Annotated in this window: 10 protein-coding genes; 6 read left to right on the forward strand and 4 right to left on the reverse strand. The window is 70.3% G+C overall.

Annotated features, from left to right (window positions below; genetic code table 11):
• The coding region (locus ABD844_RS31235) for a CARDB domain-containing protein (protein ID WP_344886227.1) at nt 1-2,617 on the forward strand (2,617 nt) is incomplete at its 5' end.
• A gap of 28 nt (nt 2,618-2,645) precedes the next feature.
• On the opposite strand, the gene ABD844_RS31240 is transcribed toward ABD844_RS31235, so the two are convergent.
• The gene (locus tag ABD844_RS31240; RefSeq protein WP_344886229.1) at nt 2,646-3,518 is read right to left on the reverse strand and encodes a sugar kinase; all 873 of its coding nucleotides are present in this window, start codon (nt 3,516-3,518) and stop codon (nt 2,646-2,648) included.
• Nucleotides 3,519-3,711: 193 nt separating this feature from the next.
• On the opposite strand from ABD844_RS31240, the gene ABD844_RS31245 reads away from it, so the two are divergent.
• From ABD844_RS31245 to ABD844_RS31260, 4 genes are all read left to right on the forward strand, one after another.
• Complete coding sequence (locus tag ABD844_RS31245; protein ID WP_344886231.1) at nt 3,712-4,449, forward strand: hypothetical protein; 738 nt, start codon at nt 3,712-3,714, stop codon at nt 4,447-4,449.
• 181 nt (nt 4,450-4,630) lie between these two features.
• Nucleotides 4,631-5,335: a DUF4344 domain-containing metallopeptidase gene (locus ABD844_RS31250; RefSeq protein WP_344886234.1), complete on the forward strand. Its 705-nt coding sequence runs from the start codon at nt 4,631-4,633 to the stop codon at nt 5,333-5,335.
• Nucleotides 5,336-5,351: 16 nt separating this feature from the next.
• Nucleotides 5,352-6,056 (forward strand): maleylpyruvate isomerase family mycothiol-dependent enzyme, encoded by a 705-nt coding sequence (locus ABD844_RS31255; protein WP_344886236.1) that lies wholly within the window; start codon nt 5,352-5,354, stop codon nt 6,054-6,056.
• A gap of 34 nt (nt 6,057-6,090) precedes the next feature.
• Nucleotides 6,091-6,339: a DUF6343 family protein gene (locus ABD844_RS31260; protein ID WP_344886238.1), complete on the forward strand. Its 249-nt coding sequence runs from the start codon at nt 6,091-6,093 to the stop codon at nt 6,337-6,339.
• A gap of 16 nt (nt 6,340-6,355) precedes the next feature.
• Here the strand turns inward: ABD844_RS31260 and ABD844_RS31265 are convergent, their stop codons facing one another.
• From ABD844_RS31265 to ABD844_RS31275, 3 genes are all read right to left on the reverse strand, one after another.
• Entirely contained in the window at nt 6,356-7,186 is an 831-nt protein-coding gene (locus ABD844_RS31265; protein ID WP_344886240.1) for an alpha/beta hydrolase family protein, read from the reverse strand.
• 121 nt (nt 7,187-7,307) lie between these two features.
• Nucleotides 7,308-8,255 (reverse strand): DUF1152 domain-containing protein, encoded by a 948-nt coding sequence (locus ABD844_RS31270; protein ID WP_344886242.1) that lies wholly within the window; start codon nt 8,253-8,255, stop codon nt 7,308-7,310.
• Between the two features lie 15 nt (nt 8,256-8,270).
• The gene (locus ABD844_RS31275; RefSeq protein ID WP_344886244.1) at nt 8,271-8,516 is read right to left on the reverse strand and encodes a type B 50S ribosomal protein L31; all 246 of its coding nucleotides are present in this window, start codon (nt 8,514-8,516) and stop codon (nt 8,271-8,273) included.
• A gap of 429 nt (nt 8,517-8,945) precedes the next feature.
• On the opposite strand from ABD844_RS31275, the gene recQ reads away from it, so the two are divergent.
• On the forward strand, nt 8,946-10,778 hold the full coding sequence (gene recQ / locus ABD844_RS31280; protein WP_344886245.1) for a DNA helicase RecQ: 1,833 nt from the start codon (nt 8,946-8,948) through the stop codon (nt 10,776-10,778).
• Nucleotides 10,779-10,888: the final 110 nt, after the last annotated feature.

Raw genomic sequence — 10,888 nt, forward strand, 5'->3', positions numbered from 1 at the left:
CTCCATCACCGTCAAACTCAACCCCGACCCCGTCTGGGGCCGCCGCACCCAGACCATCCAAGTCCTCGGCCGCGAACAGAGCGCCACCGCCTACACCACCCTCGCCGCCCAGGCCACCCACACCTTCGACCCCGCCACCGGCAACACCGTCACCATCCCCGTCACCGGCCGGGTCGCCGACGTCCGCCTCCAGTTCACCGCCAACTCCGGCGCACCGGGCGGACAGGTCGCCGAGTTCCAGATCTTCGGCACGTCCGCCCCCAACCCCGACCTGACCGTGTCGAACCTGACCTCCTCACCGGCGAGCCCCGTCGAGACGGACGCGGTGACGTTGTCGGCCACGGTCAGGAACGCCGGCAGCGCGGCCTCCGTGGCGACCTCGGTCAACTTCTACGCGGGCACCACCAAGGTCGGCACCGCGAACGTGGGCGCGCTGGCCGCCGGCGCCACCGCCAACGTGTCGGCCGACATCGGGGCCAGGGACGCGGGCACGTACCAGCTCTCGGCCAAGGTCGACGAGGACAACAAGGTCATCGAGCAGAACGAGGGCAACAACACCGCGACGGGCACGCTGACCGTACGGCCGGTCGACACGGCCGACCTGATCGCCTCCCCGGTCGCCTGGACGCCGGGCAACCCGGCCGCGGGCACCACGGTGTCGTTCTCCGTCGCGATCAGGAACCAGGGCACCGTGGCCTCCAGCAGCGGCTCCCACGGCATCACGCTCACCGTCGCCGACGACTCGGGCGCCGTCGTACGGACGCTGACCGGCTCGGTCTCCGGCACGATCGCCCCCGGCGCCACCACCAGCCCGGTCAGCCTGGGCACCTGGACGGCGGCCAACGGCAAGTACACGGTGAAGACCGTGCTCGCCGACGACCCCAACGAGCTGCCGGTCAAGCGGGCCAACAACACCAGCACGCTGCCGCTGTTCGTGGGCCGGGGCGCGAACATGCCGTACGACACGTACGAGGCCGAGGACGGCGTGATCGGCGGCGGCGCGGCCCGCGTCGGCCCCAGCAGGGACATCGGCACCATCGCCGGCGAGGCGTCGGGGCGGCGCGCCGTGACGCTGAACCAGACCGGCGCCTACGTCGAGTTCACCACCAGGGCGGCGACGAACACCCTGGTCACCCGCTTCAACATGCCCGACGCCCCGGGTGGCGGCGGCATCAACTCCACCCTGAACGTCTACGTCAACGGCACGTTCCTCAAGCCCATCAACCTGTCCTCCCGCTACGCCTGGCTCTACGGCCCCGAGGCCAGCCCGAACAACAACCCCGGCTCTGGCCCGCCCCGGCACATCTACGACGAGGCGAACGTGCTGCTCGGCACCACCGTGCCGGCCGGCAGCAAGATCAGGCTGCAGAAGGACGCGGCCAACACCCACACCTACGCCATCGACTTCGTCGACTTCGAGCAGGCCACGCAGCTCGGCAACCCGGACCCGGCGAAGTACGCCGTCCCGGCCGGCTTCACCCACCAGGACGTGCAGAACGCCCTGGACAGGGCCCGCATGGACGCCAACTTGACCGGCGTCTACCTGCCCGCGGGCGACTACCAGACGACGAGCAAGTTCCACGTGTACGGCAAGGCGGTCAGGATCGTCGGCGCGGGCCCCTGGTTCACCAGGTTCTACACGCCTTCGGGGTCGTCCAACACCGACGCGGGCTTCCGCGCGGAGGCCACGGCCAACGGCTCGACGTTCGCGAACTTCGCGTTCTTCGGCAACTACGCCGAGCGCATCGACGGGCCCGGCAAGGTGTTCGACTTCTCGAACGTGGCCAACATCACGATCGACAACCTCTGGGTCGAGCACCAGATCTGCATGCTGTGGGGCTCGAACACGGACAACCTGACGATCAGCAACTCCCGCATCCGCAACGTGTTCGCCGACGGCCTGAACCTGACCAACGGCAGCACCGGCAACCGCGTCACCAACATCGAGACCAGGTCCACGGGCGACGACAGCTTCGCGCTGTTCTCGGCCACCGACAACAACTCGGGCGAGCAGTTCGGCAACGTCTACGAGAACCTGACCTCGCTGCTGACGTGGCGGGCCGCGGGCATCGCCGTCTACGGCGGCTACAACAACGCCTTCAGGAACATCTACGTGGCCGACACGCTGACGTACCCGGGCGTCACGATCAGCTCGCTGGACTTCGGGATCCCGATGCACGGCTTCGGCGCCAGCCCGCCCACGACCTTCGACAACATCTCGCTGGTCAGGGCCGGCGGGCACTTCTGGGGCCAGCAGACGTTCCCGGCCCTGTGGGTGTTCTCCTCCTCCAAGGTGTTCCAGGGCATCCGCGTCAGCAACCTGGACATCGTGGACCCGACCTACAGCGGGATCATGTTCCAGACCGGCTACTCGAACCCGTCGACCCCGCTGAACCCGGTCAAGGACACGGTCTTCACGAACGTGTCGATCAGCGGGGCGCAGCGCAGCGGTGACGCGTTCGACGCCAAGTCCGGCTTCGGCATCTGGGTGAACGAGATGCCCGAGCCCGGCCAGGGCCCGGCGGTCGGGTCGGCCACGATCAACAACCTCAGGTTCAGCAACAACTTCCAGAACATCAAGAACACCACCTCGACGTTCACCCTGACGACCAACTAGCACCCGGCGGTCGACGAGACACACCGGCTCATAGCTCGGCCCTGGTGGGCAACCCCTGCCAGTCGCTGACGCTGGTCACCGCGGCGGCGCTCAACAGCGCCCCGCGGTGCAGGCGTTCCTGGGGGGTGAGGCCGTCGAGCGCGGCGCTGATGTAACCGGCCGCGAACGCCTCCCCCGCCCCCGCCGTGTCCACGACGGGGACCTGCCAGCCCGGCACGTCGTACCGCATCCGGTCGGACCGTGCGGTGGCGCCCTTCACGCCACGGTCCACCACGACCTCCCGCTCGGGGGTGAGTGCGGGCTTGACCAGGTCCAGCTCGTCCTGCCGGAGGAAGAGCAGGTGCGACTCGCAGGCCAGCTCGCTCAGCACCTCCTCGGCGTCGCGGACCGAGGCCCACAGCTCGGGGACGTACGCGACGGAGAAGGAGATCATCACACCGGCCTTCCTGGCCGCGGTGACGGCAGTGCGCACGGCGTCGAGCGCGTCGTGGCCCAGCCCCGCCGTGAGGCCGGTGACGTGCAACATCTTGGCGGCGGCGATCCGGTCGATCGGCACGTTGCCCGCCGCGAGCAGCGACCCCGCCGAGCCGGCGCGGTAGTGGACCACGACGTGCTCCCTGGCCACCCGCGTCTCGCGTAACAGCAGCCCCGTACGCGCGCCCTCGGTCACGCGCACGTCCCCGACGTCCACGCCCTCGCCCCGCAGCACGCTCAGCGCCCTGGCGCCCAGGTCGTCGGCGCCCACCTTGCCCAGATACGCACACCGGTGCCCGAGCCTGGCCAGGGCGACGGCCAGGGTGAACTCGGGGCCGCAGACGTCCAGCCGGGCTTCGCTCTCATGGCGCACCCGACCGCTGGACACCACCCCCAACGGCTCACCCAGCGTGTAGACGTCCGTCATAGGGCCAGACTGTAGTGGGTCGGGATGATCAAACATGTGATTTTCCTGTGTAAGCCCTGGTTAACGCCGTGATCAAATATTGCTCCGAACTTTAGCCAACCTTTTCCCTTTCCGGAGCCTCAAAGTAGTAGAGGGAGCCCGGCCACCCCGAGCCAGGCTCCAAGTCAATACGGGGAGAGGAATCAGCACCCTCATGAGAAAGATCGCAGTAGGTATCCTTTCCGCTCTTGTGGGCGGCGCCATGCTCGTGTCCGGCGCCGGCGTCGCCTCGGCGACCACCAAGACGGACACCCAGCTCAGGATCCGCGACATCACCCCCAACCCGGTGGTCGTGAAGGCGGGCGCCGAGACCACGGCGTACTTCGACGTCGGCGCCAGCTCCGACGTCAAGAAGGTCGAGCTCACCCTGGCCCCCGCCGACGGTTTCCACACCATGCGGAACAGGGACGTCAAGGACCTCGAGGGCTGGCGCTTCGCCGCCGGGTTCAACGAGAACGACCCGGCCGGCAAGTGGCGGGCCACCGCCGTCGCCTTCGACGGCGCCGGCAAGGAGATCGCCAAGGACTCGGCGTACTTCTCGGTCGAGATTCAGAAGGGCAAGGCCGACACGCGCATCTCGCGCTTCGACGCCAGCCCCTCCAAGGTCCGCAAGGGCAAGTCGATCTTCTTCTCCGGCCGTCTGCAGGTGGACGACGACGGCTGGGAGGGCGTGCGCAACGAGCGCGTCAACATCTACTTCCGGGCCAGCGGCTCCAACGCCTGGAAGTGGGTCGCCTCCGACCGCACGTCGTGGGACGGCAAGTTCTACGCCAAGACGCGCGCCAGCAAGAGCGGCAGCTTCCGTGCCGTGTTCAGCGGTGACGACGAGCTCGAGAGCGCGACGAGCCGCACGGACTACGTGCGGGTCTACGGCTCCTGGTGGCGTGGCTGATCCATTCTCGTCGAGGCCCGGTCCCCTGTGGGGCCGGGCCTCCGGCTTTTCCTGAGCCCGGTCACGTGTGGGCCGGGCTCCGGCATTCCCGGGATCTTTTACCTTTCCGAGGTTTATCGATCACTCAATCGCCGCATGGTGAGTCGCATTGTGTTGACCGATCCCCCGAAGGAGCCCCCGAATGCCGCACCCCGTCGTCGCCCTCGTCCTGAGCATGACGAGCACGCTGGGCGCGGCCCCCTCACCCGAGTTGTCCGTACGCTACGAGGAGCCCGGCTCGCCGCGCGCCGAGCAGGCCGAGCGGCTGCTGAAGGACAGCGGCGCGCTGGAGACCGGCATCCGGCTGCCCGAGCCCGTCCGGGTGGTCGCCCGTGACTGCGACTCCCCCACGGCCGGGTGGAACGCCGGCAAACGCGAGATCACGATCTGCTACTCCCTGGTCGACCGGGTACGCGGCACGATCAAGGGCATCTCCGAGACCGAGGAGACCGACGCGCGGGCCGCCGGCGCCCGGCTCGACGGCGCACTCACCGTGCTCTTCCACCACCAGCTCGGCCACGCGCTGACCACGCTCAACGGCCTGACCGACAGCTCCGGGCAGGCCGACCAGTTCGCCGCGCTGACGCTGCCGGCCGACGCGCCCGAGCGCGTGGTGGCCGCCGCCGAGGCCCGCCATTTGCTGGCCGGGCACCTCGACCTCGACCACCTGTCCGGCAGGGCGGAGTCGGCCACGTTCGCCTGCCTGCTCTACGGCGCCGACCCCGCCAAGTACGGCCGCATCGCCGAGGGCGGCTGGGTCCCGGCCGAGCGCGCGCCCTCCTGCCCCGGCGAGTACCGCCGGGTCAAGGCGGCCATCGGCGACCGGGCCGTGAAAGTCGGCACCTGACGGGTAGCGTCCGGGTATGGCCGACGACCTGCTCAAAGACCTCAACCCGTTCGACATCTTCGACGCCGAGGCAGCCCGGCTCGACTGGTTCTTCTCGGGGCTCGACGAGAGCGGCTGGCGTCGGCCGTCCCGGTGCGCGGGCTGGTCCGTCCGCGACGTGCTGGCCCATCTGGCGGGCGAGGAGCTGTACAACCACGCCTGCCTCGACGGCACCGTGGACGATCTGATGTCCCAACTGGCCGGGGAGGCGGTCGACGGGTACAACGACTTCAACGAGTGGTGCGTACGCGAGCGCCGCGACCTGCCCGTCGAAGAGGTGCTGGCCGAGTGGCGGGTCAAGAACGGCGAGACGCGCGAGCGCATGCGGGCGCTCGGCCCCGACGCACTGCTGGAGACGATGGCCGGGCCCTACCTCGTGGGCCTGCAGACCTTCCACTACGACTCCGAGTACGCCACCCACGCCGACGACGTGGCCGCGCCCGTCTCGGAGGCCGAGACCGAGGGCCGGACGTTGTGGCGGGTGGCCGTGGGCCGGTTCGTGCTGGCGGAGCAGGACGCCAAGGTGCAGGTCGAGCAGATGCCCGACGCGGTCTGGGTGGCGGCGGGCGGGACCAGCGCGACGCTGTCGTACCCGGAGTTCGTCGAGGCCACGGTGGGCCGCCTGCCGGCCTCCCACGACGTCGACCCGCGCGTCGCCGCGGCCCTGAGGTGCCTGGCCTGAGGCCCTGAGGCGCCTCGCCTGAGGAGGGACGACCATGTGGCTGCGTAACCGCCAGGGCACCGAGCCGGTGACCGCGCGCAGCCCGCTCCGGGTCCGCCGGATCATGTCGCTCGTCGCCCTGGCGTTCGGCCTCGTGGCGGGGGTGTTCTTCGTCGTGCTCGCCGTACGCACGGGCGAGGAGGTGTGGCGCTGGGAGGCCGCCATCGCCGCCGCCGTGGTGGTCATCGCCGTGATCGACCTGTTGGTGCTGCGCCGCCGCTCCCGTGCTCAGCGCGACGACTGAGGCCCACGCGCCACTCTCAGAGGTGCCGCTCCAGGAAGCCCAGGACCGTACGGGCCAGCGTCACGCGGTGGTCCGACAACGCGTGGTCGGTGGGGAGGACGTGGTGTTCGAGCTGTTCGACGGGCTGCGCCAGGTACGCCGCGACGACCGGCTCGTGATGCGTCTCGGAGGGGGTGACGGTGTCGTGGCCGGTGCCGACGAGGAGCACCGGGCGGTCCGCCAGCAGCGGCGCGAGCCCGGCCAACCGCCACGCGTCGCCGGCGGCCTCCATCTCGGCGACGAGCGCCTCCCCGCTGGTGCCCTGAAGTGGACCCAGCTCACCGGCGAACGCCTCGACATAGGCCGTACGGACGCTCGGATCGGCACGGCAGAGCGCCGACGCCGTACCGAAGTCGAACGCGGACACCGAGGCGACCGCCGCGACGGACGGGTCGGCGGCCGCGGTCATCAGGGCGGTGAAGCCCCCGAGGCTGTGGCCGACCAGCGCCACCCGGCGCGGATCGAGCCGGTGGGCGGCCACGACGTCAGGGTCGCGCAGCCCGGTCACGACCGCCGCCGCGTCCTGGAGCACGTTGCCCCATGACCACGAGCCGCCGACGCCCCACGAGCCGCGATAGTGGAACACCAACGCCGCGTAGCCCGCCCTGCGCAGCACCTGCGCGAGGTCGAAGTTGCGCTCGTTCCCCGGGAATCCGTGCAGCACCACGACCACCGGATGCGGCCCGGGGCCGGACGGCACGTGCAGCACGCCCAGCAGGGTCGCGCCGCCGCTGTCGAAGGTCACCGCGGGCGTGGTGGCGGGGAAGTCGGGGTCTCGCGGCGGGTCGGCGGAGAAAGGATCTGTCATCAAAGGCTCCAAGGGTCGCACCGAATCAGGACGACCCAGGACGCTAGCACCTCATCGAACCGAACGGTACCATGCCGCGCCCGACCGCCCGGCGCCACCCAGGCGTAGGGCCCGTGCAGGCTCAGTGGGGGAACTGCCTGGGCGGCCGGGGCGTCACCTCGTCGCGGAAGTCCTCGATGACCGAGACGACCTGGCGCATCAGGACGGTGTCCGCGAGGCGGTCCAGATAGAGCGAGCGCCGGGCCAGCGCGTCCAGGTCCACCGCGAAGTAGACGGCCATGAGCGGGTTGACGAACAACTCGCCGCCCCGGGTCCTGTCGGTGAAGCGCACGTCCCCGAAGTCGCCGCGCACGGCCGCCGCGATCGAGCCGTTCACGATGCTCGGGTACGCCGGCAGTTCGGCCTGGGCGTGGGCGACGGCGTCGAGATAGAGCGCGCCCGCCTTCGTGGCCCTGGAGACGGAGAACGCGCCCAGGTAGCCGCCCTCGCGTTCGAGCGCCGCCAGGTTCTCCAGCACCTGTACGTGGTTGACGCCGTGATAGGCGTCCACGCCGAAGCCCAGGCAGACGACGACCTTCTCGGGAACGTCGAGCGCGTGCGCGGCGGCCAGGCTCGTCATGTCGTCGGCCGGGGTGCCGAGGCCGGCCTCGTCCCCGCGCATGAGGATGTCGGTGCCGCCGTCCACGAGGACGACCGCGTCGATGCCGAGATGCTCGGCCAGCCTGGCGTACGCGGCCCGCAGCGGGCGCACGCCGACCTTGGGGAAGGCGTACACGGTGGCCGGTTGGCCGTGCGCGGCGAGCCAGCGGGCCAGGCAGCGTTCGGGGAAGTACCAGTCGCGGGCGGGGGTGTCGGGGCCGACCTCGGCGACGTCCTCGAACAGCCAGGCGTCGAGGTCGAGCGCGTCGAGGTGACTGAACGACAGGTTCGCCAGGTGCACCTCCTTGCCCGCCTCGCGCAGGGACAGGGCGAGGGGTAACCCGGCGTACACGTCCGAGCCCCCGCCCGCGCCGGCGACCAGGATCCGTTCGGACCGGTCGAGGCGGGCAGACAGGGGCGATTCGAACATGCGTCACATACTGCCTCAGCGCTTGCCGTAGCGCTGGTTGAACCGCTCGACCCGGCCCGCGGTGTCGAGGATGCGGCCACGGCCCGTGTAGAAGGGGTGGCTGGCGGACGAGACGTCCACGTCGATGACCGGGTACGTCTTGCCGTCCTCCCACTCGACGGTCTTGTCGCTGGTCAGCGTCGAGCGGGTGAGGAAGGCGAAGCCGGCGCTCGGGTCGCGGAAGACGATCGGACGGTAGTCGGGGTGCAGGTTCTTCTTCATGGCCCCTGCAACCATGCGACAACGGTTTTCATTCCCCAAATTCTGGCCGAGCCCGATGCCCCACCCGCCACCACGTACGCCGAGGCGGCGCCGCGCTCACCCGGACGACACCCGCACCCCTTCCGCATTCACCCGGACGAGATCGCACCCCATTCCACATTCACTCGGACGGCACCCGCACCCCATTCCACATTCGCTCAGACGGCACCCGCGCCCCTTCCGCCTTGATCCCTCCCATGCCGCCAGAGCCGCCCAGCTCACCGGGACGGTCGGCGCCGTCGGCGTTCCGGCGATCCGCGCGGAACCGTTCGCACCGGCCACCCGACCCCGGCCCACGTCTTACGATCGAAGGGCCCCGGCGCACGGGCGCGGGGTCCGCCGTCGGCGGAACTGACACTACGTCCACCCACGAACACGTAAGGTAGCCGCATGGATACCCCCACCGACGTCCTGCATCGCGTGTTCGGTTACGACTCCTTCCGGGCGGGCCAGCAGGAGATCATCGACCACGTCGTGGGCGGCGGTGACGCGCTCGTCCTGATGCCCACCGGTGGCGGCAAGTCGCTGTGCTACCAGATCCCCGCCCTGGTGCGGCGTGGCGTGGGCGTGGTCATCTCACCGCTGATCGCGCTGATGCAGGACCAGGTCGACGCGTTGCGGGCGCTCGGCGTGCGGGCGGGGTTCCTCAACTCGACACAAGACTTCGACGAACGCCAGCTCGTGGAGTCGGAGTTCCTGGCCGGCGAGCTCGACCTGCTCTACCTCGCCCCCGAGCGGCTGCGGGTCGAGGCCACCCAGCGGCTGCTGGCCAAGGGCGAGATCTCGGTGTTCGCCATCGACGAGGCGCACTGCGTGTCCCAGTGGGGGCACGACTTCCGTCCCGACTATCTCGAGCTGTCCAGGCTGCACGAGCTGTGGCCCGACGTGCCGCGCATCGCGCTCACCGCCACCGCCACCCCCGCCACGCACGAGGAGATCTCCGCCAGGCTCGGGCTCCAGCAGGCCCGGCACTTCGTGGCCAGCTTCGACCGGCCCAACATCCACTACCGCATCGCGCCGAAAAACGAGCCCAAGCGCCAGCTCCTGGAGTTCCTGCGCACCGAGCACGCGGGCGAGTCCGGCATCGTCTACTGCCTGTCCCGGTCCTCGGTCGAGAAGATCGCCGAGTTCCTGGTGGACAACGGCATCGCGGCGGTGCCGTACCACGCGGGCCTCGACGCCCGCACCCGCGCCCTGCACCAGGCCCGTTTCCTGCGGGAAGACGGGCTCGTGGTGGTGGCCACGATCGCGTTCGGCATGGGCATCGACAAGCCCGACGTGCGCTTCGTGGCCCACCTCGACCTGCCGAAGTCGGTCGAGGGCTACTACCAGGAGACCGGGCGGGCGGGGCGCGACGGGCTGCCCGCCACCGCGTGGATGGCCTACGGTCTGCATGACGTCGTCCAACACCGGCGCATGGCGTTGGAGGGCGACGAGGCCCACCGCCGCCGCCAAGTGCTGCACCTCGACGCGATGCTGGCGCTGTGCGAGACCGTGGGCTGCCGACGGGTGTTGCTGCTCGACTACTTCGGGCAGAAGGGCTCGCAGTCGTGCGGAAACTGCGACACCTGCCAGGCTCCTCCCGAGTCGTGGGACGGCACGATCCCGGCGCAGAAGGTGCTGTCCACGGTGTTCCGGCTGGCCAAGGAGCGGCGGCAGAAGTTCGGGGTGGGGCAGGTGGTCGACATCCTGCTCGGCAAGAAGACCGCCAAGGTGCTGCAGCACGGGCACGAGACGCTCAAGGTGTTCGGCGTCGGGGCCGACCTGGGCAACGCGGAGTGGCACGGGGTGGTCCGGCAACTGCTGGCCCAGGGGCTGCTGGCGGTGGAGTCCGACCACGGGACACTGGTGCTGACGGAGGAGAGCTCAGCGGTGCTGCGCGGGCAGCGCGAGGTGCCCCTGCGCCGCGACGCCCTGCGCCCGGCCCGCGTGAAGACGGCCTCCGGCTCGAAGTCCGCCCAGGCCGTCGTGGAGCTGCCGCCGGAGGCCGCCCCGCTGTTCGAACGCCTGCGCTCGTGGCGGGGCTCGGTCGCCAAGGAGCAGGGGGTGCCCGCCTACGTCATCTTCCACGACGCGACCCTGCGGGAGATCGCCACGCTCCGGCCTGCCTCGCTGGCCGAGCTGAGCGGGGTGAACGGGGTCGGGGAGAACAAGCTGGCCAAATACGGGGAGCAGGTCCTGGAAACACTCCGCACTGACGACGACACCCCTACGCTCCTCTGACCCCGACACCGCTGATCCACCCCTCTGCCCCCAACACGACGACCCGACCCGGGCCGGGCCGAGCCGGGCCGAGCCGGGCCGAGCCGGGCCGAGCCGGGCCGAGCCGGGCC

Source organism: Nonomuraea antimicrobica, from assembly GCF_039536965.1.
Lineage (GTDB): Bacteria > Actinomycetota > Actinomycetes > Streptosporangiales > Streptosporangiaceae > Nonomuraea > Nonomuraea antimicrobica.

Excerpts from the sequence above, each read along its gene's own strand:
- ABD844_RS31240 (WP_344886229.1), bottom strand. The coding sequence starts at position 3,518 with ATGACGGACGTCTACACGCTGGGTGAGCCGTTGGGGGTGGTGTCCAGC.
- ABD844_RS31245 (WP_344886231.1), top strand. The coding sequence starts at position 3,712 with ATGAGAAAGATCGCAGTAGGTATCCTTTCCGCTCTTGTGGGCGGCGCC.
- ABD844_RS31250 (WP_344886234.1), top strand. The coding sequence starts at position 4,631 with ATGCCGCACCCCGTCGTCGCCCTCGTCCTGAGCATGACGAGCACGCTG.
- ABD844_RS31255 (WP_344886236.1), top strand. The coding sequence starts at position 5,352 with ATGGCCGACGACCTGCTCAAAGACCTCAACCCGTTCGACATCTTCGAC.
- ABD844_RS31260 (WP_344886238.1), top strand. The coding sequence starts at position 6,091 with ATGTGGCTGCGTAACCGCCAGGGCACCGAGCCGGTGACCGCGCGCAGC.
- ABD844_RS31265 (WP_344886240.1), bottom strand. The coding sequence starts at position 7,186 with ATGACAGATCCTTTCTCCGCCGACCCGCCGCGAGACCCCGACTTCCCC.
- ABD844_RS31270 (WP_344886242.1), bottom strand. The coding sequence starts at position 8,255 with ATGTTCGAATCGCCCCTGTCTGCCCGCCTCGACCGGTCCGAACGGATC.
- ABD844_RS31275 (WP_344886244.1), bottom strand. The coding sequence starts at position 8,516 with ATGAAGAAGAACCTGCACCCCGACTACCGTCCGATCGTCTTCCGCGAC.
- recQ (WP_344886245.1), top strand. The coding sequence starts at position 8,946 with ATGGATACCCCCACCGACGTCCTGCATCGCGTGTTCGGTTACGACTCC.